General features: G+C 40.8%; 23 protein-coding genes and 8 tRNA genes. 2 read left to right on the top strand and 29 right to left on the bottom strand.

Translation table 11 applies throughout. From position 1 onward, the window contains the following. Positions 1–182: 182 nt before the first annotated feature. The 18 genes from ATG70_RS06750 to ATG70_RS06670 form a co-directional block, all read right to left on the bottom strand. A complete protein-coding gene (locus ATG70_RS06750) occupies positions 183–410 on the bottom strand; it encodes a hypothetical protein (protein WP_098443573.1) in 228 nt (75 codons plus the stop codon). A 56-nt stretch (positions 411–466) separates the two neighbouring features. Further along, the gene (locus ATG70_RS06745; protein WP_098443572.1) at positions 467–1,111 is read right to left on the bottom strand and encodes a YpjP family protein; all 645 of its coding nucleotides are present in this window, start codon (positions 1,109–1,111) and stop codon (positions 467–469) included. Between the two features lie 132 nt (positions 1,112–1,243). Continuing rightward, entirely contained in the window at positions 1,244–1,573 is a 330-nt protein-coding gene (locus ATG70_RS06740) for a transporter (RefSeq protein WP_098443571.1), read from the bottom strand. Positions 1,574–1,699: 126 nt separating this feature from the next. Beyond that, positions 1,700–1,774: transfer RNA gene (locus tag ATG70_RS06735), tRNA-Glu, on the bottom strand. A gap of 7 nt (positions 1,775–1,781) precedes the next feature. Continuing rightward, positions 1,782–1,855 (bottom strand) — tRNA-Gly (locus ATG70_RS06730). A 5-nt stretch (positions 1,856–1,860) separates the two neighbouring features. After that, positions 1,861–1,953 (bottom strand) — tRNA-Ser (locus ATG70_RS06725). A 10-nt stretch (positions 1,954–1,963) separates the two neighbouring features. Next, positions 1,964–2,039, bottom strand: a tRNA-Ala gene (locus ATG70_RS06720). A gap of 6 nt (positions 2,040–2,045) precedes the next feature. Then, a tRNA-Arg gene (locus tag ATG70_RS06715) sits at positions 2,046–2,122 on the bottom strand. 10 nt (positions 2,123–2,132) lie between these two features. Then, positions 2,133–2,217: transfer RNA gene (locus ATG70_RS06710), tRNA-Leu, on the bottom strand. A gap of 5 nt (positions 2,218–2,222) precedes the next feature. Beyond that, a tRNA-Thr gene (locus ATG70_RS06705) sits at positions 2,223–2,298 on the bottom strand. A 177-nt stretch (positions 2,299–2,475) separates the two neighbouring features. Beyond that, positions 2,476–2,551: transfer RNA gene (locus tag ATG70_RS06700), tRNA-Val, on the bottom strand. 152 nt (positions 2,552–2,703) lie between these two features. Further along, a complete protein-coding gene (locus ATG70_RS22425; protein ID WP_160919417.1) occupies positions 2,704–2,859 on the bottom strand; it encodes a hypothetical protein in 156 nt (51 codons plus the stop codon). Positions 2,860–2,985: 126 nt separating this feature from the next. After that, complete coding sequence (locus ATG70_RS06695) at positions 2,986–3,741, bottom strand: NRDE family protein (protein WP_098443570.1); 756 nt, start codon at positions 3,739–3,741, stop codon at positions 2,986–2,988. A 58-nt stretch (positions 3,742–3,799) separates the two neighbouring features. Beyond that, positions 3,800–4,702, bottom strand: a complete 903-nt coding sequence (trhO, locus tag ATG70_RS06690) for an oxygen-dependent tRNA uridine(34) hydroxylase TrhO (protein WP_098445742.1) — start codon at positions 4,700–4,702, stop codon at positions 3,800–3,802. A gap of 100 nt (positions 4,703–4,802) precedes the next feature. Continuing rightward, positions 4,803–5,198, bottom strand: coding sequence for a kinase-associated lipoprotein B (locus tag ATG70_RS06685; RefSeq protein ID WP_098443569.1), 396 nt, complete (start codon positions 5,196–5,198; stop codon positions 4,803–4,805). A 74-nt stretch (positions 5,199–5,272) separates the two neighbouring features. After that, positions 5,273–5,881 carry a cell wall hydrolase gene (locus ATG70_RS06680; RefSeq protein ID WP_257147632.1) on the bottom strand — a complete coding sequence of 203 codons (609 nt, stop codon included), beginning with the start codon at positions 5,879–5,881 and terminating at the stop codon, positions 5,273–5,275. Between the two features lie 145 nt (positions 5,882–6,026). Beyond that, the gene (locus ATG70_RS06675) at positions 6,027–7,172 is read right to left on the bottom strand and encodes an acyl-CoA dehydrogenase family protein (protein ID WP_098443567.1); all 1,146 of its coding nucleotides are present in this window, start codon (positions 7,170–7,172) and stop codon (positions 6,027–6,029) included. 26 nt (positions 7,173–7,198) lie between these two features. Next, positions 7,199–7,453 (bottom strand): glutaredoxin domain-containing protein, encoded by a 255-nt coding sequence (locus ATG70_RS06670; RefSeq protein ID WP_098443566.1) that lies wholly within the window; start codon positions 7,451–7,453, stop codon positions 7,199–7,201. 212 nt (positions 7,454–7,665) lie between these two features. Here ATG70_RS06670 and ATG70_RS06665 point away from each other — a divergent pair, with 212 nt between their 5' ends. Both ATG70_RS06665 and ATG70_RS06660 read left to right on the top strand, forming a co-directional pair. Beyond that, positions 7,666–8,736, top strand: a complete 1,071-nt coding sequence (locus ATG70_RS06665) for a toxic anion resistance protein (protein WP_098443565.1) — start codon at positions 7,666–7,668, stop codon at positions 8,734–8,736. A gap of 17 nt (positions 8,737–8,753) precedes the next feature. Continuing rightward, complete coding sequence (locus ATG70_RS06660; protein ID WP_098443564.1) at positions 8,754–9,614, top strand: hypothetical protein; 861 nt, start codon at positions 8,754–8,756, stop codon at positions 9,612–9,614. Between the two features lie 34 nt (positions 9,615–9,648). Here ATG70_RS06660 and trhO (ATG70_RS06655) read toward each other — a convergent pair whose 3' ends face one another. From trhO (ATG70_RS06655) to glgB, 11 genes are all read right to left on the bottom strand, one after another. Then, positions 9,649–10,617 carry an oxygen-dependent tRNA uridine(34) hydroxylase TrhO gene (gene trhO, locus ATG70_RS06655; RefSeq protein ID WP_098443563.1) on the bottom strand — a complete coding sequence of 323 codons (969 nt, stop codon included), beginning with the start codon at positions 10,615–10,617 and terminating at the stop codon, positions 9,649–9,651. Between the two features lie 179 nt (positions 10,618–10,796). After that, on the bottom strand, positions 10,797–11,237 hold the full coding sequence (locus ATG70_RS06650) for an OsmC family protein (RefSeq protein WP_098443562.1): 441 nt from the start codon (positions 11,235–11,237) through the stop codon (positions 10,797–10,799). 58 nt (positions 11,238–11,295) lie between these two features. Continuing rightward, positions 11,296–11,724, bottom strand: coding sequence for a BrxA/BrxB family bacilliredoxin (locus ATG70_RS06645; protein WP_098443561.1), 429 nt, complete (start codon positions 11,722–11,724; stop codon positions 11,296–11,298). Positions 11,725–11,744: 20 nt separating this feature from the next. Continuing rightward, positions 11,745–12,866 carry a conserved virulence factor C family protein gene (locus ATG70_RS06640; RefSeq protein WP_098443560.1) on the bottom strand — a complete coding sequence of 374 codons (1,122 nt, stop codon included), beginning with the start codon at positions 12,864–12,866 and terminating at the stop codon, positions 11,745–11,747. A gap of 62 nt (positions 12,867–12,928) precedes the next feature. Further along, positions 12,929–13,522 (bottom strand): lytic transglycosylase domain-containing protein, encoded by a 594-nt coding sequence (locus ATG70_RS06635; protein ID WP_098443559.1) that lies wholly within the window; start codon positions 13,520–13,522, stop codon positions 12,929–12,931. Between the two features lie 15 nt (positions 13,523–13,537). Then, a complete protein-coding gene (gene ytvI, locus ATG70_RS06630) occupies positions 13,538–14,641 on the bottom strand; it encodes a sporulation integral membrane protein YtvI (protein WP_098443558.1) in 1,104 nt (367 codons plus the stop codon). A 162-nt stretch (positions 14,642–14,803) separates the two neighbouring features. Beyond that, positions 14,804–15,838 carry an EAL domain-containing protein gene (locus ATG70_RS06625; RefSeq protein WP_098443557.1) on the bottom strand — a complete coding sequence of 345 codons (1,035 nt, stop codon included), beginning with the start codon at positions 15,836–15,838 and terminating at the stop codon, positions 14,804–14,806. A gap of 91 nt (positions 15,839–15,929) precedes the next feature. Then, complete coding sequence (gene glgA, locus ATG70_RS06620) at positions 15,930–17,360, bottom strand: glycogen synthase GlgA (protein ID WP_098443556.1); 1,431 nt, start codon at positions 17,358–17,360, stop codon at positions 15,930–15,932. 15 nt (positions 17,361–17,375) lie between these two features. Beyond that, complete coding sequence (gene glgD / locus ATG70_RS06615; RefSeq protein ID WP_098443555.1) at positions 17,376–18,482, bottom strand: glucose-1-phosphate adenylyltransferase subunit GlgD; 1,107 nt, start codon at positions 18,480–18,482, stop codon at positions 17,376–17,378. A gap of 17 nt (positions 18,483–18,499) precedes the next feature. Then, the gene (locus tag ATG70_RS06610; RefSeq protein WP_098443554.1) at positions 18,500–19,639 is read right to left on the bottom strand and encodes a glucose-1-phosphate adenylyltransferase; all 1,140 of its coding nucleotides are present in this window, start codon (positions 19,637–19,639) and stop codon (positions 18,500–18,502) included. Continuing rightward, the gene (gene glgB / locus ATG70_RS06605) at positions 19,632–21,539 is read right to left on the bottom strand and encodes a 1,4-alpha-glucan branching protein GlgB (protein ID WP_098443553.1); all 1,908 of its coding nucleotides are present in this window, start codon (positions 21,537–21,539) and stop codon (positions 19,632–19,634) included. The genes ATG70_RS06610 and glgB overlap by 8 nt, the downstream gene beginning before the upstream one ends. Between the last annotated feature and the right edge of the window lie 33 nt (positions 21,540–21,572).

The following is a 21,572-nucleotide window of genomic DNA, read 5'->3' as shown; positions in this document are numbered from 1 at the left end:
ACATACTAAGTGATGAATCCACGTAGAGGAGGCACTTGTATGAAAAACCGTAATGCTTATGATCCTAAAACCGGGGTCCAGGGCGAAAAAGAGGGCGAAGACGCTCTTCTGATGAATAAAAAAAGAGGCCCGCAAAATGCGCGCCCTAAAAAGAAGTAAAAGCCGCACGCTGCGGCTTTTTCTTATGCGATTCGAAACCGAAATGTGAACCAAAAATCATCATTTAACAAATCCCCTGTTGCAATGATATGCTGTTCGCCTTCTTCATCGAGTGTAATCCAACTATTGTGTTCATCCCTGTAAACCGGATAAAAATTTCCCTCTTTAAATAATTTCCGCTGAAACGGGTTTTCTGAACCGACAAGCGGTTCTTCTTCAAAAACATCTCTAATGCATTGTACAAGTTCCATCTAGGCTGTAATCCTCCCTTACTACTCTCCAACCAAAAACACCCCGCGCACCTCTCTTAAGAGAGCCACTTAGGCGGAGTGTTTTTATCCCAATAAATTTTACCTACTTCATAATGCTCTTCAAAATTATCATCTGCTGCATGATAGTGAAAGTTAAACCAGTAGCCATCCTGAGGTGGGTGATCTCTTCGAACGTGAAATCGCAAAAGATCTTCTCCACTCTGTTCGCTGTATACATGAAGAATCCGCTCTCCATATCCGCCAGACGGTGATTCCGTTAAACGAAGCGTCCTAAGTTCTTCAATATCGAGATCTGCAACGGATGCTACAATAGCTTCTGTCATTTTGGGAACGATTGACTCCGAATATTCGCTACCTACACGAGTTGAAATCGCTTCTCCAAACTTTGATAATCCCTGTTCTTCTGACTGACTACTTGCATAAGTGACAAAATGCGCAAGTAATTCAGTAGAAGGAACTTGAGCTGCAATTGTCGGCCAATCTGTAGCCTCTTCTTCCGTAGGTTCCAATAACCCTAAAGGCTCGTCCAATGAATCGAGAAGAAGATGGCCTTCCTCCTGATACGTCTCTGACGGCTCGTTTTTTTCATCTGCCAGGTATCCAGTAGGAATAACCGTTCCTAACGTCATAACAGCGACAAATGCTACAAATAACTTTCTCATCCATAGAGGAAATTTCATTATGTGCACCTGACTTTCGAAGATCAATAGTTAGTCTTATTTTCGCACGATCTATTAAAAAAAGCCAGATATTTACGCTATTTTTCACAATGAGGTCATGAAAAAGAGCGCCTCATGTAAGCGCTCCACGATTTAGCATTGAAACATGTCAATTCTTCTTAAGCTAATTCCTGTATAAACCCACCTTCTACCAGTCCAACGAAATCCTGATACAGACGTACGCCCTACAAATACCGGCCAAAACCAGAACGAATTGCCATCCCTCATCCAAATATACGTAAATCGATACATGCATCTTCTAATCGAGCCAGGATCAACAGCAAATGTTCCTGCTTGCGCAGAAGACATTGGTCTTGGAGGCGGTGATGCAGGTGGGCTCGATGTTGGTGCTATTGGCTGCTGGCGATAAGCATCAGTGTTGTCATAGTGGTAAGCAATATGCTCATGTTCTTCATAATACATTCGGTCCATCCCCTCTCTCTTATACAGCAATGTATGCGGTATCCAAGTGAGATGTACCGAAATGAAAACAACAAAAAAAGCATCTCTCCTGAGTATGCTTGAGAAAATCATTTCGTTAAAGGATGCTGGTGACCCGTACGGGATTCGAACCCGTGTTACCGCCGTGAAAGGGCGGTGTCTTAACCGCTTGACCAACGGGCCAACAAAATGGAGCGGGTGATGGGGATCGAACCCACGACATCAGCTTGGAAGGCTGAGGTTTTACCACTAAACTACACCCGCAAAGATGGAGGAGGAAGAGGGATTCGAACCCCCGCGGGCGACTAAGCCCCTGTCGGTTTTCAAGACCGATCCCTTCAGCCAGACTTGGGTATTCCTCCGATATATAATTGGTGGAGCCTAGCGGGATCGAACCGCTGACCTCCTGCGTGCAAGGCAGGCGCTCTCCCAGCTGAGCTAAGGCCCCGAAATATGGTGCGCCCGAGAGAAGTCGAATCCCTAACCTTCTGATCCGTAGTCAGACGCTCTATCCAATTGAGCTACGGGCGCAAAAAATATATGGTGCGGGTGAAGGGACTTGAACCCCCACGTCGTAAGACACTAGATCCTAAGTCTAGCGCGTCTGCCAATTCCGCCACACCCGCATGTGTGGTGCCGGCCAGAGGACTTGAACCCCCAACCTACTGATTACAAGTCAGTTGCTCTACCAATTGAGCTAGACCGGCGAAGTCTATTGAAGCTTAATCAGGTTGTTGTCTCTTCCTCTGCTAGCTTTGCTTTGAAGCAAGATGCGTCGAGACAAGTCGTAGATCATTCGGTGAAGCCTTGCTCCTTGCTCTATCAATTGATCTAGATCGGCATAATTTTATGAGTGATAACGCTCATGGTACATCTAAAATTAATGGTGGAGGATGACGGGCTCGAACCGCCGACCCTCTGCTTGTAAGGCAGATGCTCTCCCAGCTGAGCTAATCCTCCATTAAACAGCGACTTCATAATCATACTATATGAAGCATTACTTCGTCAACACTTGATTTTATGTGTTTTTTTAAGGACAAGACTTATCTTATCATCGCTTTATAAAAAACACAACCCTTTTCCATAAAAAAAGCGAGGGATTTCTCCCTCACTTATACTGGAGTTTGAATGAGTGGTTTTTTCTTTTTATTTTGACGGAGTACTGGTCTTTTTTTAGTCACCATTTCAGAATCATATTTTCGGTATTCCTTCATATCAAGTGATTCCCTCAAAAGCTGATCTTCGAGATAGTGACGCTTTCTTTTCAAAAAAACCCCTCCTCATAAGTATTAACTTCCAATACCCCTGTATGCTTGTTTTGAAACTAGAACCTATTACTTTATTTTAGATCGAAAAGTTACAGGTAACACATAATTTATTCAGCACCTGAAACTTTATTCCTCATTCAGGATAAATTGGTACGTGTTTTCCTGATCCTTTCCTGATCGCTCGGTAAAGGTTACTTGACCATCCCATGTAACGGTAATGATCGTTTGCGCCCTTGTACCGTAATTCTCAGATGAAATAAATACCGGTGAAAGCATTCTCTCCCATTCGATTGGTACCCCTGTTTCAGGTAATAAATGATCTGGCGCAGGATCAGCATGCGAGAGCATTTCAAAAAGCCGTTCCTGATCAAGTTCGTTTTCTTCTCGTATATAGTTGGTGAGCTCTTCCTTAAGCATCTCTACTTTCGGCCAGTTCGTATTCAATAAATGATTACTTACCGCATGAATGCCACTTTCTACTCTGGAAATTTGGTTTTGCTTATTTGAATAGTAATAAAGGGTGTTGAAATCTCCCGCAAGTAAATTAAACCCATTGTACTGCTCTTTCTTTTGTTGAACGGTTTTTAAATATGCCTCTGCTGTTTGATTCTGTCGCAAGTAATCAGCAGTTAAATCGCCTCTTGAATGCTTCTTAGGTTCTTCACCAGGCTCTCGATAATTTGTAAGCGCAGCAATTTTCCCTTTTGTTGTAACACCAAGCCATGTTCCCATTGCTTTCAAATCACGACCACCTAGTAATCCAGGTACATCTTCCCAATAATGCGCAGGCATTGTTGGGCGCTCGTAAAACTCGTCTCGATTAGCGATTAAAATAAAAGGGTATTTTTTATGAGCATTTATTGCTACAGCAATTAAACACACCTCTACGTACCTCCTCACTCTGATTAAGTGGAAAAAAAACGCAGCGGTATCCGCTGCGTTACATTTGCGCCATGTGAACTTCTTCCTCACAAGCTGATGAACAATATTGCTGATGTTCTTCTTTGCAAGAATCACAAACGATATGAAGCTTGTCACACGTAACATTGGCACAATTAATGTACGTATCTGCCGGTTCTTCGCAATGATAGCATTTCCCTATCACCGTATCTTCATCAGTACGGTTCACAGGTACAGCAAGGCGATCATCAAAAACAAAGCACTTACCGTCGAAATATTTACCTTGTACTTCTGGGTCTTTACCGTACGTGACAATCCCACCATGAAGCTGAGAAACATCAGAGAATCCTTTCTTTAATAAATATCCTGAAAATTTCTCACAGCGAATCCCGCCCGTGCAATACGTTAATACTTTTTTGTCCTTTTGGTCGGCAAGATTCTGCTCGATCCAGTCTGGAAGATCACGAAATGCTTTAATGTCAGGACGAATGGCATTACGGAAATGGCCAATATCATACTCATAGTCATTTCTAGCGTCAATAACAATCACGTCATCATCTTCTAGCGCTTCCATAAACTCCTTAGGCTCAAGGTAGTTTCCGGTGATTTCTTTCGGATTAACATCTTCCTCAAGTCTTAATGAAACAATCTCTTCACGTGGTCGTACGTGCATCTTTTTAAACGTATGACCATGTGCTTCATCAATTTTAAACACCATATCGTGGAAACGTTCGTCAGCTTTTAGTTCTTCCATATACCGCTCAGTATCCTGAACGGTTCCTGAAACGGTTCCATTAATTCCTTCTGTACCGACAAGCACTCTTCCTTTTAAATTCAAAGATTGACAGAACTTAAGATGCTTTCGAGCAAAATAAGCTGGATCTTCAATTTCTACATACTGATAATATAACAGCACTTGATATGCTGAAGCTTCTGATTGCAAATCAAAAACCACCCTTTACGTCTTCTTCACTTAGGTCTTCTTATTGCAAGCCTAAATCAATACTATATCTTACCCGATTTAAATAGTGATGTAAAGAAGACTATCTTGTCGGAAAATACTCTTCTTTAAGTTTTTCAATTTCAATGAGAGAGGCCTCTGCCCATCTTCCGCCTTCATGCTTTAACTCAGCTTCTTGTGTACCAAGGGCTTCTTGCAACGATTCGTTGTAATTCGGAACGTCCCCTTCATAGTGGTTAATAGCTGATAACGGCACAAGAGCCTTCTCAAATTGAGCCAGCGCTTTACGTTGATGGAAAAGCGGAACATCTAGCTGTTTTGGATTATGAAGATCGCCCTGTGTTGGGTGCTTCATCACCGCAAGCACTTTGACAACAGCTTTTGGATCCTTTAGGTCTACAACCTCTCCAATATACCTACCTGTCTTATATCCTGCTGTGACTATTTCACCTGGTTGAAACGTTTTTTTCTGTGTCATTTTCGCTTCACTCCTTCATCAAACTGTGGGTACAAGTCGATGATATCATAAAATCCTCCTTCGTCAGGAGGATTTTATCTTGTGAAGACATGTTTGCCAATTTCTTTAATAATATGCCTTGTCCGAATCCAATCGTCAGTTGCAATATCAGGATTATAATAAAACAAAGCGCCTGAACTTGGATCTTGTCCACTAAGTGCAGCATAAACTGCTTTGTAGGACTCTGGTCCTGGACGCTGATCATATTGACCATCTGATACGGCCGTATATGCGCCGCTTTCAAAGATTACTTCTTTTAGGCTATTTGGAAATTTTGAAGAAAGAACACGATTAATGGTCACAGAAGCTACCGCTACTTTTCCTTCAAACGTTTCGCCTCTCGCTTCTCCATTAACTAATTTGGCTAGCATTTCAATTTCTTCTATTGAATAGTTGGTAACGGAAAATTGATCCTTCGTTACTTTCTTAACATCATTCATATTTTTTACAGGAAGGTTAAGCAATAACGCCACATCCTGCTTCGTTTCCGGTTCAGGCGTTTCACTAGGAGCAATTGCAGTTTGCTCTTCTTCGATCATCGGAGGTGCCTTCATCATAGTAACCGCCACTACGTGATGAGACTGAGCAGAAAACATCGTAAAAAAGAGACTTGTCATTAAAATCGTCAGAACCGACTTTTTCATACACCCCATCCTTTCAGTAGCTTTTAACACGTCATAAAGGATAGAGGAAGAACAGCATACTTACAATAGGGAGTCATAGGGATGAGAACCACATATAAGAACAAAAAGAAACTCCTTCCAATTATAGAAGGAGTAAACACTCATATTAAAATTGTTTCATCGCAAGAACTTGTAGCGTTAATTCATCACTAGGAGGATTATGAAGTCCCGCTCGAACATCTCTGTACAAGCGTTCCAACTGATTCTTTTTCATTAAACTCCGTCCCCCAACAATGCGCATGGAAAGGTCAACAGCTTCCATCGCAGCTTTAACTGCCTGGGTTTTTGCAGCAAAAAGCTGTCCCTGCATGTTCATTCGCTCTTCTGGATACTGATCCCACTGCTCTGCGACCGAATAAAGAAAGTGACGAGCACTTAAGAGCGCAAGGGATATGCGACCAAACTTATCTTGGATATGGGGAACATCTTTTAATGGTATATCTAGACTGTTCGGTTGATAAGAAGTAACAAATTTCACCGCTTCTTCTCGTGCAGATTCAGCAATTCCAAGATACACAGCCGGGATATGAAGTAACCATGCAGGAGGAAGGGATGCCGTTTTGCGTTCCTTATCATAAATTTCAAGGAGAGCTTCAGACGGAACGAAGACGTCTGTTAAGACAAGATCATCACTCCTCGTTCCTCTCATCCCCAAAACTTCCCATGTTTGTTCAAGGGATACACCTTTTTGATTCATTGATACTAAAAAGTCAGCCGGCACACCATTTAACGTCGATTTTACAATCACAGAGTCAAGATGTGGACTTAACGTTGTGAATGTTTTTCGGCCAGTAAGCTGATAGCCCCCCTCTACTTCTGTAGCGATCGTTGCAGGGAGTCCTCCTCTCGTTGGATCACCAGTTTCCTCTTCTGTTTGAGCTCTATTCACAAGAGCTCCTTTCACTACGTCCTTACAAAGTTCCGCATACGTATGATCATTCCAAGGTCGACGATCTTGAAGATCTTTTAGAATACCAAAGTGCCAACCAATCGATAACGCACCTGCTCCTTCGCCTTTCCCAAGCTCCTCTTGAATAAGGACTAGTTCGTAAAGTGAAAGTCCTTTCCCACCAAATTCTTCTGGAATGGGCAGTGAAGTAAAGCCTGAATCCTTCATACTTGCTATAATGAAGTCAGGAATGCGCGCTTCCTCGTCAATTTGCTCAGCGCTCTCTCTAAGCTCAGCGCGATGCTTACTAGCTAGATGAAGGAGCTCTTTCTGACGATCATTTCGTACAAATTTCTCAATCATTTCATGCACCCTCTTTCAACAAGTTATCAATCCTTCATTTTAGAAGACGAAAGATCAAGAAGTTCATCAATCCGTTCTTGTTCAAATCCAATAATCACTTCACCATCAATGACAATCGTTGGCGTAGACATTGATCCGTGCTCGTTGATGAGCTCATTTCGCGCTGCCTGGTTTTCTTTTATATTTAACAGTTCATATTTGACACCGTGCATTTGAAAATAATTTTTCACAAACTCGCACGGCGGACATGCTGGTTGGGTGTAGAGCTTTACATTTTTCATCTTTCATCACGTCCTAACGTTAAAATAAATCCGTTTAAAACATATCACCCCTCTCATCATCTTTCAACTATTTTACATGCGATACGTTTGTACTTATTTCGCAAAGGGAAAGGTTTTGCTGAAGGTGTTTTGAAACTTTTCGCGAAATCTATTCGTATAGAATGGTAGGAAGTATATCCAAACGATTTCATTCTATTGAAGGAGTGTCATATATGAGTAATCAGCCTGAAAAAGTTAACTCTCAACGTGAAAAAGCTGAGGAAATTATTCAAAGCTTTTATCATGAAGATGATACAGATAAAATACTTCAATCCTTATCTGGGCTAGGTGAAGATGCCCAGCGTGATGCTGGAGAGTCATTAGAAGCATTAAAGCGACCGGTTAAAGGAATGATCGATCAACCGAATAACGATTTACCTGATAATCTACACAAACTTAGAGAGCACGTTTCAGAACTTGAGCCCTCTTACTTAAAGAAAAATAAATTTAACAAACTGCTAAATCGCGTCATGGGTCGCAATGAAGTTGAACAATATGCGAAGAAATATAAAACGGTAGAATCTCAGGTTGAAGTCATTGTTGAGTCTCTTCTAACCGGTAAAGATAAGCTACAAGAAGATAATGTGATGTTAAAAGAACTTAAAGATGTGGCTAGAGATCGAATTTTCGGCTTAGAAGATCAAATGGAGCTAGGTCAGACGCTCATGACAATGCTTGATGAGGAAGCGGCTAAGGCCGAATGGAAAGACAATCCCCTTCCAATCCAAAAGGCGCAACAAAAAGTCGTAAGTCGAGTAAAGAATATGTCACAGGCTGTCATGGTTCTTCGTCAGTCTATGGCCTCAGTCGATTTGATCATGGAAAATAATGAAAAGTTAGAAGAAGCAATCTTCAATGCCGTTACGATGACGAAGAACATCATCACCGTTACAGCTTCGATCCAGTTAGCACTCGGCAACCAGCAGAAGGTAATTTCCGCTGTTCAAAATGTTAACGAAGCAACAGAGTCAATGCTTCTTCGAAATGCTGAAATGCTAAAGCAAAATACGGAGGAAACGGTCAAAACACTTGAAAAACCGGCCATTGCGATTGAATCCTTCCGAAAAGCCTATCAGGATGTATTCGAAGCCATTGAGATTACAGAGAAATCTAATGTTCGCATTATTGATAGCGGTAAAAAGTTCATACTAGAAATGGATCAGTTAAACAATGAAATGAAAACCAAATTGGATAGCACAACGTCGAGGCAAAAGCAGCTATCTGATGCAGCCGATCGACTTTAATGACAGGAGGGAATCCCATGGGGCTTTTCGATTCTTCTGAACCCCAGTGGCTTGAAAAGCTGTTACCACCGCAATTCAAGACGGTGGAAGCATCACTACTTCAGGATGCGAGTACAACAAACTTCCTTTCATATGCGGAACAGTTGTTAGATGAATTTATTGATAAACTCGATCCTTTAGAAAATAAGCCACAAAAATGGAAACGTACAGAACGAGGATTTACTGTTTATTTAAAAATACGCCGAAACCTTATTTTATTTTCTGGATATGACAGCCAAAAAGACCGTTCATCTACACCAAAAAAGTTTTACATTCAATGGGAACGACAAATGATTGCAAAACGAGATTCAGGTAAATGCAAGCAGGGTACCATTTTAATTAATGACCGAGGAAAAATTATTAAGCGAAGTATTAAACGCTCTCCTTTTTTTAAAGGGATTTTTCAGCGCATGAAATTATTGGATCACGCCTTATTAGGTACAAATGCAACGCAAGATCAAGGAGCAATTGATCCGGTTTTAAAAGAACAGCTAAATCATTTAGAGCAAGTGGCTACACACGCTTATATTAGTGGCGTTATTCATTCTAGAGCGACAAGGCTCATTCACCTTTTCCGGCAAATCTTACCTGAACTTAAGCCGCTTGACCTTGAGGAACGCCATGTTGTAAAGCGGATGCTTTCAACTGAGCTACCAAACATACTGACAGGCTTCACTGCCCTATCTGCAGAAAATCGCGAGTTGCGGCACCGTGACCTATTTCAAGCTCTTTGCCAAATGGAGTTAACGCTTCATCAATACCTCGAAAAAATAGAAGACCATCGTCTTTCAAAAGTTGATCATCTTCTTAAAGTAAATAAAATCAGATATGACAAATAAAAGCTAGCTGTCTGCAGACAGCTAGCTTTTCTGATTAAACCTCTTGTTCAATATGCTCTTGCATTAATTTTTGTAGACGTTCATTGACTTCTTCTTCCGTTAAGCCATGTTCAGCTACGTAACGGTTGCGAGGTGATGTTCTACACTCATGTGAACAACCGCGCAAGTATTTATGTTCGTTCTCCTCTGATGTAATAATTTGTTTATTACATTCAGGGCTTGCACAATTAACATAGCGTTCACACGGTTCACCAGTGAAGTAATCTTTACCAACAACAACATGATCTTTTTGGTTAATCGGAACAGTAATTCGGCCATCAAACACATAACACTGTCCATCCCAAAGTTCCCCTTTAGTGTCTTCATCCTGACCATATGTCACGATACCACCATCAAGCTGATTAACATCCTCAAATCCTTGATTAACCATCCAGCCTGTGAACTTTTCACAGCGTATTCCGCCCGTACAGTACGTAAGAATCTTTTTATCCTTTTGATCGGCAAGATTTTCTTGTACCCACTCCGGTAAATCGCGGAAATTCTTAATATCTGGACGAATCGCACCGCGGAAATGACCGACATCATACTCGTAATCATTCCGGGTATCAAGAATAATGACATCATCTTGTTGCATCGCTTCACGCCACTCAGCAGGCTTTAAGTGCTTACCACCGACCTGGTTTGGATCATGGTTTTCGTCAAGACGAAGCGTAACTAGCTCTGGTCTTAGACGGACGTGCATCTTTTTGAATGGATGCTCAGAAGCTTCGTCAATCTTGAAGAACAAGTCAGCAAAACGCTCATCCGCATGCATCATATTCATATATTGCTGCGTTTCTTCAAATGTTCCAGAAAGCGTTCCGTTAATGCCTTCTCCCGCAATAAGGATTCTTCCTTTTAGATTATGCTCTTTACAAAAAGCAAGGTGTTCTTCAACATATTCTTCCGGTTGATCAATTTGTACATATTTATAAAATAATAATACACGATAGTCTTTATTCATGCTTCTATCTCCTTTATTTCACTGTTTCCATTTTGCCCGTCACTGTTCCGTTCCAAAACCTTATTATAATGATTTTCGCAAGAAATGCAAAGGGTCAGATTCATAATATGATCTAAATGGTGAGGACAGGCATGTTTTGCCAGCTTATCAAAACAAATGAACGATTACAGTGAAAAACATCACACTTTTTTTATAGATGGTTCTACGACAACATCAACATTTCCTTTTATCGCTCTTGTAATCATACAGCCTTCCTCTGCTCGATGGGCAATGTCATGAATTCGTGCAGTCATTGCCTCATTAGGATCATTTGACAGGTAGATGACTGGATAATGATGAATAGATGCAACGTGAAGCCTTCCTTTATCACTTACGGTCAATTTAGATGAGATTTTAATATCTTCAAAAGGAATTTCATTTCGTTCTAAATACAAGCCAATCGTCATAAAATAACAGGCAGCTGAGGAGCTTAAAAGCAATTCATCCGGGTTCGTTCCTTTTTCACTTCCTCCCATTGACGATGGGATTGAGACGTCTGTCGTAAGGTTTTCCGTTTTAACAATCCCCTCTCCAGAGAGGCCACCCTTCCAGCTTCCTTGCAGTTCAAATACGTGATCCATTTTATCGACCTCCTATTAACTCGAGCAAAACTCCACTCATATGAGTGGAGTTTTGTCATTAACAATATTGTTCAAAAGCTCCTGTCAAGTTTGCTACGATTTCTTCCACATCATGATCTTCAATGTCTTCTCTTGGAATAAAGTGAAGTACCTGACCATCTTTTAAAAGGGCGATGGAAGGTGATGAAGGTTCATATCCTTCTAGGTATTCACGCATTTTTCCAGTTGCTTCACGATCCTGTCCTGCAAAAACGGTCACAAGATGTTCTGGTTTCTTTTCATACTCAATCGCTTCACGAGCGGCAGGGCGAGCGAGACCAGCTGCACAACCACATACGGAGTTGATAAAAACAAGTGAGGTTCCCTTTTTCTCCGAAATAAAGCTTGCTACTTCATCCGGTGTTGTAAGCTCTTCAAAACCAGCTGATGTTAATTCATCACGCATTGGCTGCGCCATCTGGCGCATATATTCTTCGTATGGATTCATATCCTATACCTCCTGTGAAATTAATTTGATTTTCTTGCTTGCGTCATTTGATGCCAGACAGATCCTTTTGCTTCTTCTCCGCCTTTTATCCTCTCTAACGCCATACCGGCCTGCATCTTTACTTCAAACTCCGGATCATTTGCCGCTTGTTCAAGTGCCGGAATTGCCGTTTCATCTCCCACTTCATATAAGAACATTGCCGCCCTCCATCGAACAAGCTTGTTACGATCTTGTAGCGATTCAATCATTTCGGGAATGGCTTCAACAAAACCTAGATCAGACAAACAATCTCCAGCTGTTCGTCTTACTGTAACAGACTTATCTTTCAATGCTTGATAAAGAAGCGGAAGCACTTCCTTCGATTCGATCATACCGAGGAAAACGACTGATAACCGTCGTACAGAAGCTTTTTCATCCTGCAATGCCTTTTCTAGCACTGGTAAATCAGTAAGCTCTGGATCCATACGGTCAAGTGCAGCGTATCTGACCTTCCAGTCAGCATCATCAAGCATCGCAAGGGTGACCACTTTTTTCTCTTGCTTAATTGATTCACTTTGATCTGAAAATGCAGCTTTTACAAGTGCTTCAAGACGCTCTTCACTGTAAGTCGCCGCAATTTCTTCTGTAACCTCTTGTCCGATTTCTTCAGGTGAACCGTACCTTGGATTTTGTTCCTTCCACTGTCGCTCCATCACCATATTTTCTGAAGCTGATGAGGCTTTCATTGCTGCTTGCATAAAGCGCTCAGGTAATCCAAAGCGCTGTTCAGATTCGCCTTCTTCTAGCTTCACTTGCATCGGGATGCCACGAAACATTTGGATTGATACTTTTATTTCACCGAAATCTTCAGAAGCCTGCTCTGATGCTTTGTATTCTTCAACAACTTCACCGAACGCCTCTCTTGCACCTGGGAGAATATCTTCCCAGGCGTATTTCGCATTTCGTTCTAGTGCAATAAAATCCATCACATGATAAAGGCCCTTCACGCCTGGAACGGCCATTAATTTCTGAATATACGGTGGAGCATTTGTGAGATCAGTCTCAAGTTTATACTGCCTCGTGTCTCCAGATGGTAACTCTTCACTTAAATTAATTTTCATCGAATTTGGACTTGGAGTCGGTTCGATTGAAACAATCTTCACGCAATCGCCCCCTTCTAATCGTGATTTTATCATATGTGAAAGCACTGTACCATTACATTGAATCAAGGATCTAATTTCACAACTGTAGCGTTTTCTTTATATTCATTATAGAATGATAGCACTTCTTCGACGTACTCATCGCTTTGATTGTAAGCAAACAGTGCACTTTCCAGTCTTCCCTCACTAGCTCCATTGGCTGAAAGGTAGCTTGCTGCTGTATAAGCAGCATCTTTAAGATTATAAGGATCCGCTTTTCCATCACCGTTTCCATCTTTTCCATATCCACCGTGTTTTTGAATAAGATCTAAATCCGTAATATCCACTAAATCATCCTTATCGAGTTCACCAAGACGGCTGCCGCCATAACTCCAACCGATCCAGGTTAGAGGCATAAATTGATAATGGCCAATTGCCCCTTTTGGACTTTCTAATGTCGACATCGTGGAGAACTTTGTTTCAACACGATGAACAGCCGCGAGAAGCTCCCATTGCACATCATATTCATCCCCTGCTTCACGGTAGAGATCAATATACTCCTCTGGCACCTCGGATTTTTTTAATGACTGAGAAAAAGAATCCGGTGACTGTTTTAAAATCAAGCCAATCACACCACTAATGATAATCGTTACGATAATTAAACTTCCCGTTCGTTTCACATTCGTTCTTCCTTCCTACCGTCTATCCTGTGGATTTGAAAATTCTTCACTAGGAAGATGGATCCACTTACTTAAATACCCGTGATCATAAAGAGCTTTGATCAATATGAGTAAAATCGGTGAAATAATAACTCCTGAAATCCCAAATAATGAGAGTGAAATAATCATAAAGGATAAAATTGTAAAGGCTGACACACCAAGAGAATCACCCGTGATTTTCGGCTCCATAATCTGTCTCACAAGCATGACAACCCCAAGCAAAATTAAAAGCGATACTGCAAGAGATGTTTGGCCTACCGCAAAGAGATAAATAGCCCACGGTATAAAAATGGCCGAAACACCGAGAAGCGGTAATAAATCAAAAAACGCTGATAATAGAGCAAGGGTAAACGCATTATCTACTCGCAAGATCCATAATCCACAGAGAACGAGAACAAACGTAATCGTTATGAGCTTTAACTGCGCCTTTAAGTACGCTCCAATACCGCTTAATACATTCTCCTTTAAGAAGTAGTACGCGGTCTTAAACGTATTCGGCGTGCGTTTTACTGCAATTCGTTTCCACATTTCAATTTCGATACTTAAAAAATAAGCAAGTACGATTCCGACAATAAAATTAATGACAAGTGTTGGGATTGAAGTTACGAAGGCAAACACACTATTTAAGAATGCAGTAAGCATAAAGGAAGCCTTTTCTACAAGAGTTAATGAAAAGTCCTGGGCCTTTTCAAGTACATCAGGTGGGAGAGCATTTATCTGAAGCTGTCCCCATTCAATATAATTCATAATCTGATCTTGAAACTTCGCAACGTATCCAGGAATTAAGCCGATTAGATTTTGTAACTGAAGAACAAAAATAGCTCCCGCTAGAAAGACGACACTTAAGACAACAAGAACAAACAAAAGCGTTGAAATGGTCGTTGCGGCTGTCTTCCCAATTCCTTTTCGATGTAGAAAACGTGCGAAAGGTTCAATGATTAAAAAGATAACATACCCTACGATAATGGGTGCTGCAATATCAAATAAAAAACTAGATACTAACATTATTAGAAATACGGTTAATACGATAAGTCCAATATCAAAAGCTGTACGTGCATAGCGTTGATAAAACGTTAACATTCCGTCACCCCAATTTTGTAATCTGTCGTAAGCATATCGGTTTTTAGTCTAAATTTCCATAAGAAAAAGAAGGGAGCGCCCTTCTTTTTCTTAATAGTATGAGAAGTTATGAAGCTCTTGACCATAAGCGTCACTCACTCAAATTTAGTCATGTCTCTCCACTTAAACTTGTAGAGCTGTAACAGGTTCCTTTGCAGGACGTCCAAAATAGTAGCCCTGACCAAGTGGGATTCCTATTTCCCTACAAAAATCAACTTCTTCTTTTCGTTCAATCCCCTCAGCGAGCAATGTAATGCCTTCCTCTTTTGATAACGATACCATTTCAATTAAATACTTCTGTTTAACAGGGTCCTGGTCACTGTGGGAAATCAAACTTCGATCAATCTTTGCATAATCCGGTTTTAATTCTAATAATATTTCTCTAGTTGCAAAACCTGACCCAACATCATCGAGTGCCATCTTCATTCCCTCTTGTTGATAGGTTTTAAAAATCTTCTTCAAATGAGCAATTTCATTAATTTTTTCCGTTTCCACTACTTCAAACACAAGGTCATTCGGATCAATTTTGAAAGCATTCACTGCTTGAAACGTCGTTCGAAGGCAGTGAGCAGGATCATAAATGGAAGATGGTAAGAAGTTAATAAATCGCTTCGTCCCATTTTCTAGATGAGAGGCGCTTACTTTAAGTGAAGCAATTCTAGCGGCACTATCAAGAAATGACTGCAAACCAGATTGTCTTGCCATTTCAAATAATTCGTTCGGATAAAAAAGAAAGTCTTCACTCGTAGGCCGCATTAAAAACTCATATCCTGTAATACTCTGATCAGCAAGCGTGATGATCGGCTGCATATGACTTGTAAAAAGTGAGTTTTTCATTATTTCTATGTAATCAGGATGCTGGACTCTTGAATAAAATTGCGAGAATGAGAGTGGTTGACTTTTCTCCCTTTCATTCTCTGAGTATGTTGAGCAAAAAAACATGTCAACTGCTGCCTGATTGAAATTCGAAGCGATCAGGCGGCAAACATCCGCTAAAGCTTCTTGACCTACAAAAGGTATGACTAGCGGATGGTCTAGCTGCTTTCGGCCCATGAGGTCATGTAAACTTTGATTAAGCTGAGGAACGGTAGTAAAGATTTCTATATAACCTGCAGAATGAATGTTTGGTATCGTTTGGCACTTTGTACATGATATCATCAGTCATTTTCTCCTATCTTAAATTTGTAGCATTCTTAACGAAAAAAGCAGAGAGTTTCCCCTCTGCTTTTCTTATCGGTAAAGTTTGAAATTATTTTAATAGGTTTTGATACAAATTTAAGTATTTTACTGATGAAGCTTCCCACGAATAGTTAAGACGCATCGCTCTTACAACTAGTTTTTTCCATGTGATGTCATCATGATGATAGAGATCAAGAGCAAGACGGATCGTATCTAACATTTCGTGCGCATTATAATTCGCAAAACTAAATCCATGGCCCTCCCCTGTAAACTTGTTATAAGGTTGGACAGTATCTTTTAAGCCACCAGTTTCTCGAACAATAGGAAGACTGCCATATCGTAGCGCGATAAGCTGACTAATGCCACATGGCTCAAATTGGGAAGGCATTAAGAACAAATCAGATGCAGCATAAAGCTGGCGCGCAAAACCATCATCAAAATAAATGTTTGCTGAAAATCTACCAGGATAGTGTGCTTCTGCTTCTCGAAGCATATGCTCGTAATGCTCATCACCTGTTCCAAGAACAACTACCTGGACTTTTTGCTCCATTATTTCAGGTAAGACTCTGAAGAACAGATCAATTCCCTTTTGTTCGACAAGTCGCGTGATGAGGGCAATAACTGGAATGCCTTCTCCTATTTGTAAACCGAGATTTTTTTGAAGATCGGTTTTGTTTTTTTCTTTTAGAAAGTGTGAGGCGTGATACGTATAAGCAAGAGCCGAATCACTGGCTGGATCATAAAGGTCCGTATCAATCCCGTTAATAATTCCAGTAAATTCATTTTCTCTTTTCCTCATAACTCCATCCAAGTATTCACCGAAATATGGCTGTTTAATTTCATCTGCATACGATGGACTTACAGTTGTAATGTAATCTGCATAAAGCAGTCCACCTTTCATGAAGCTTACATTACCATGAAACTCTACCCCTTCATTATTAAAATGAAGTTCACTCAAATCTAGCAAATCATGCAAAATGGACTTCGGAAAAATTCCCTGATAACGCAAATTATGAATTGTATAAACGACCTTAATTCCCTCATAGTAAGGGTGGTTTCTATAATGGGCTTTCTTTAGTACAGGAATCATCCCAGTTTGCCAATCGTGGCAATGGAGAATGTCAGGCTGATCTTCAAGATATGGGATCGCTTCTAATACGGCTTTACAAAAAAATGAAAAGCGCTCACCGTCATCAAAGTATCCATAGCTACCACTTCGCTTAAAATAGTACTCATTGTCAACGAAATAATAGGTGATGCCGTCATACTTAAGCATCTCAATGCCACAATATTTATCACGCCAGCCAACTGAAACGGTAATCGTCTCTTTTAATTCAAGCTGACTTTTAAACGTCTCATTCATATCTTGATATTTAGGTAAGATAACAGAAACGTTTGCTCCCTGTTTTTGAAGTGCTTTTGGAAGAGCACCGATCACATCACCAAGACCACCCGTTTTAATAAATGGATGACCTTCAGATGCGGCAAATAGTACGTTCATTACAAATTCCCCCTACTAAATGACAGTCGATTTTGCGATAACGCGTGGTTGATCTTCTGAAATGACCTTCTCGTTTGGTGATACGGAAACGTCTTTATCCAGAATCACATTCTCAATCACTGCACCCTCACCAATTTCACACTTTTGCATAATGATACTGTTTTTAATAACTGCACCTTTTCCAACTCTAATTCCTCTAAACAAAATGCTATTTTCTACCGTCCCTGAAATCGTACAGCCGTTTGCAATCAAGGAGTTCGATACGTTGGAGCTTTCTAAATACTTCGCAGGAGATTCGTGCTTTACTTTCGTATAAATTGGTCCCGTGTTATAAAATAATTCCTGCGTCACATTTGGATCAAGCATTTCCATACTATAACGATAGTAGCTCTCAACACTATCGATGAAGGTAACATATCCACCAAAATGATGGGCGTGTACATGGTAACGATCTAAATTTGCAGCAATCGCTTCATTAATGGACTCATGCTTCCCACTCTCAATGCTATCTTCAACAAGAGAAATAAGGAGAGATGACTTCATCAAGAAGGTGTTCAAAAACACGTTATCTCCTGGCAACGGTTCAACACCTAAATTTAACCGATCTACCCGTTCATCATCGTTCGTATATAACACGTTATAATGACTGCCACTCGTATAAGGGTCGTCACAAGGTTTGTATACAACCGTTATATCAGCATTCTCGGCCTCATGTTCGTCAATGATTTGATCGAAATCTACGTTCCAGACAAGCTGTCCGTTCGTTACAAGAACATAATGAGAAAGGCTTCTCTTAAAAAAAGAAAGGTTCTCATAAAATGAATGGATGTCACCAGAATTTCTGCGTTCTTCATCTGCAGGGGGCTGGAAGAAAAGCCCTCCCTGATGACGATCGAGATCCCATTCTCGGCCTGAACCTAAATGGTCAAATAAGGAACGGTATTTTTCACGAGTAAAAACGGCTACCGTGTTAACACCTGCATTTGTTAAGTTTGATAAAGAGAAATCGATCAATCGATACCGCCCTGCAAATGGAACAGAGGCAAAGCTCCGATGATTGGTTAACTCACTTAGTGTGTTTTTTTCATCTACGAGGTTAATAACTCCTACTACTTTTTTCATCGTTTAATCCCCCTACTCTATTTTGGTACCGAGACGATTTCGCCATCAGCAATTAAAGAAATGGAACCATCACTTGACCCTAATGACATACCATCTTCTACTACAGTGCCACTTTCTACAATCGCGTTTTCGATCGTTACATTTGCTCCAATTTTTACATTTGGCATAATGATTGAGTTTCGAATCGTACTTCCAAGTCCAACGTGCACGCCGTAGAAAAGAACCGATCGATAAACGTCTCCATAGACAACGCACCCTTCATTTACTAGTGAACGTGTCACTTTCGCTTGAGGAGCGATATATTGTGGTGGTTGATTTGGATTTACCGAATAAATTTTCCAGGCTGGATCATTAAGAATCAAGGCTGGATCATCATCGAGAAGATCCATGTTTGCTTCCCACAAACTTTGTAACGTTCCTACATCCTTCCAGTATCCATTGAATGAGTAAGCAAATACGTTCTTTTCGTCTTCAATCATGGCTGGAATAATATCTTTACCAAAGTCATTAGATGATCCGGGAGTTTGCTCATCTTCTGTTAGATACTTTTGAAGCGTTTTCCAATTGAAAATATAAATGCCCATCGATGCTAAATTTGTTTTCGGTTCAGCTGGTTTCTCTTGAAACTCAACAATCCGGTCTTCGTCATCCGTATTCATAATACCGAAGCGACTTGCTTCATTCCATGGCACCTCAAGAACCGCAATCGTTGCATCCGCATCACGCTGCTCATGATAATCAAGCATCTCAGAATAATCCATTTTATAAATGTGGTCCCCTGAAATAACAAGAACATATTCTGGGTCATATTGCTTGATATAGTACATGTTCTGGTAAATCGCATTCGCTGTGCCACGGTACCACTCGCCACCCTTTTGGCCCATATAAGGGGGAAGGACGGAAACGCCTCCATTTTTTCGGTCCAGATCCCATGAACTGCCAATTCCGATATATGAATTGAGTATGTACGGCTGATATTGTGTAAGAACGCCAACCGTATCAATACCGGAATTGCTACAATTACTAAGTGTGAAATCAATAATGCGATATTTACCTCCGAACGGAACGGCAGGCTTCGCAAGACGAGTCGTTAATTTTCCTAATCTTGTCCCCTGACCTCCTGCGAGTAGCATGGCGACACAACGTTTTTTAGACATAGCGATTTCTCCTTTCAAGGTTGCTTTTATTTTTTTTGCCGAGAACAACAATTCCAAGCGGTGGTACTTTAAGCATCAGGCTATAAGGTTGATTGTGATAGGGCGTTTTTTCGCTTTGCAATTCGTCTGCGTTTAACTGACCTGACCCACCGTACTTTTCTTGATCGCTATTAAACATTTCAATATACGTTCCAGTAGATGGAACGCCAATCCGATAATCATAGTACACATTAGGAGAAAAATTAATAATCGCGATATCGCAATCTCCTTTTGCTTTGCCTTTTCTCATAAAGGTGAGGACAGACTGAGCGTTATCGTTCGCATCGATCCATTCAAATCCTTCAGACTCATGATCAATGCGCCACATTGCCCTTGAATCAAGATAAAAATGATTGAGCTCTTTTACATAAGCGTTCATCTTCCTATGCATGTCATAGTCAAAAAGCAACCAGTCAAGCTCAGATAAATCTTTCCATTCAACGAATTGACCAAATTCTCCTCCCATAAAGAGGAGTTTTTTTCCGGGATGAGCCATCATGTACCCATAAAGCGTTCGAAGATTAGCGAATTTTTGCCAATAGTCACCTGGCATCTTATTTAGTAATGACTTTTTCCCATGTACCACTTCATCATGCGAAAGCGGCAACAAATAGTTTTCTGAAAAAGCGTAGAAAAAAGAGAACGTTAACAAGTTATGATGGTGTTTACGATCATCCATGTGAAGCTCCATGTACTTCAGAACATCATTCATCCATCCCATGTTCCATTTATAATTGAAACCGAGGCCACCTTCATGAATAGGTGCGCTTACTAACGGATAATCCGTCGACTCTTCTGCCATCATTAAAGCATTTGGGAATTGTTCAAAGATTGTTCGATTTAATTTCTGAATAAATTCCTTAGCTGCAGAATTCTCTCCTTCCACGCCACCGCTTTCATGGTCATGGTGATAAAGAAGCATCTGTGAAACTGCATCGACCCTTAACCCATCAATATGGTAATAGTCAAACCAGAAGACAGCATTCGAGATAAGAAAACTGACCACTTCAGGTTTACTATAATCGAAATTATAAGTTCCCCAATTATGCCGTTCCGCTCGAGCCGGATCAGACGGTTCAAATACCGGCCCGCCGTCAAACTGACCGAGCCCGTGGGCATCTTTACAAAAATGAGCAGGCACCCAATCAAGAATCACGCCAATATCTTCCTGATGACACTTATCGATAAACGCCTTTAAATCATCAGGCTCACCAAATCGACTTGTGACCGAAAAATACCCTGTAATTTGATAACCCCACGAGCGATCAAATGGATGCTCCATTACCGGCATTAGTTCAATGTGGGTATACCCATGTTCCTTCACATAAGGAATCAATTCATGCATCAGATCCTTATAGGAATAATAGGAACCATCTTTTTTCCTACGCCAGGAACCAGGATGAACTTCATAAATGGATAGCGGCCCATCATATGGGGCAGTTTTCTTTCGTTTCGCCATCCACTTCGTATCATGCCAGTCAAAATGATCAATTTTTTTTACGATGGAAGCCGTCTTCGGTTTCAGTTCCGAATAGAAAGCATAAGGATCAGACTTCATGAGCGTCTCCCCTGCAGTTGTTTCGACAGCATATTTGTAGAGCTCATTTTCTGATAAGTGTTCTACAAATAACGACCATAGTCCTGACTCTTCCACTTTTTCCATACGATGCGATGTGGTATCCCATTGATTAAAATTCCCTGTTACGGCTACTACTACAGCATGAGGAGCCCAGACTGTAAACCTGACTCCAAACCGTCCATCTTCTTCCCTTAAATGGGCGCCCATTGAACGATAAGCCTGAAATAAATTTCCCTGATGAAATAGATACCGATCATACTCTGTCGGCATAGATACAGTCATTGCGACACCTCGCTCTCATTGATAAATAGAGGG

Source organism: Bacillus sp. es.036, from assembly GCF_002563635.1.
GTDB lineage: Bacteria > Bacillota > Bacilli > Bacillales > Guptibacillaceae > Guptibacillus.
The sequence above is the reverse complement of the archived record's forward strand: the minus strand, read 5'-3'. Positions and strand labels throughout refer to the sequence as shown.

Bases quoted from the DNA above. Each gene is read 5' to 3' on its own strand.
- ATG70_RS06675 (WP_098443567.1), bottom strand. From the start codon at position 7,172: ATGATTGAGAAATTTGTACGAAATGATCGTCAGAAAGAGCTCCTTCAT.
- glgB (WP_098443553.1), bottom strand. From the start codon at position 21,539: ATGACTGTATCTATGCCGACAGAGTATGATCGGTATCTATTTCATCAG.
- trhO (WP_098443563.1), bottom strand. From the start codon at position 10,617: ATGAATAAAGACTATCGTGTATTATTATTTTATAAATATGTACAAATT.
- ATG70_RS06665 (WP_098443565.1), top strand. From the start codon at position 7,666: ATGAGTAATCAGCCTGAAAAAGTTAACTCTCAACGTGAAAAAGCTGAG.
- ATG70_RS06740 (WP_098443571.1), bottom strand. From the start codon at position 1,573: ATGTATTATGAAGAACATGAGCATATTGCTTACCACTATGACAACACT.
- ATG70_RS06680 (WP_257147632.1), bottom strand. From the start codon at position 5,881: ATGAAAAAGTCGGTTCTGACGATTTTAATGACAAGTCTCTTTTTTACG.
- ATG70_RS06670 (WP_098443566.1), bottom strand. From the start codon at position 7,453: ATGAAAAATGTAAAGCTCTACACCCAACCAGCATGTCCGCCGTGCGAG.
- ATG70_RS06750 (WP_098443573.1), bottom strand. From the start codon at position 410: ATGGAACTTGTACAATGCATTAGAGATGTTTTTGAAGAAGAACCGCTT.
- ATG70_RS06625 (WP_098443557.1), bottom strand. From the start codon at position 15,838: ATGATATCATGTACAAAGTGCCAAACGATACCAAACATTCATTCTGCA.
- ytvI (WP_098443558.1), bottom strand. From the start codon at position 14,641: ATGTTAACGTTTTATCAACGCTATGCACGTACAGCTTTTGATATTGGA.
- ATG70_RS06745 (WP_098443572.1), bottom strand. From the start codon at position 1,111: ATGAAATTTCCTCTATGGATGAGAAAGTTATTTGTAGCATTTGTCGCT.
- ATG70_RS06645 (WP_098443561.1), bottom strand. From the start codon at position 11,724: ATGAATCCATACGAAGAATATATGCGCCAGATGGCGCAGCCAATGCGT.
- glgD (WP_098443555.1), bottom strand. From the start codon at position 18,482: ATGAAAAAAGTAGTAGGAGTTATTAACCTCGTAGATGAAAAAAACACA.
- ATG70_RS06610 (WP_098443554.1), bottom strand. From the start codon at position 19,639: ATGTCTAAAAAACGTTGTGTCGCCATGCTACTCGCAGGAGGTCAGGGG.
- glgA (WP_098443556.1), bottom strand. From the start codon at position 17,360: ATGAACGTACTATTTGCCGCATCTGAAGGTCATCCATTTATTAAAACG.
- ATG70_RS06650 (WP_098443562.1), bottom strand. From the start codon at position 11,237: ATGGATCACGTATTTGAACTGCAAGGAAGCTGGAAGGGTGGCCTCTCT.
- ATG70_RS06660 (WP_098443564.1), top strand. From the start codon at position 8,754: ATGGGGCTTTTCGATTCTTCTGAACCCCAGTGGCTTGAAAAGCTGTTA.
- ATG70_RS06685 (WP_098443569.1), bottom strand. From the start codon at position 5,198: ATGACACAGAAAAAAACGTTTCAACCAGGTGAAATAGTCACAGCAGGA.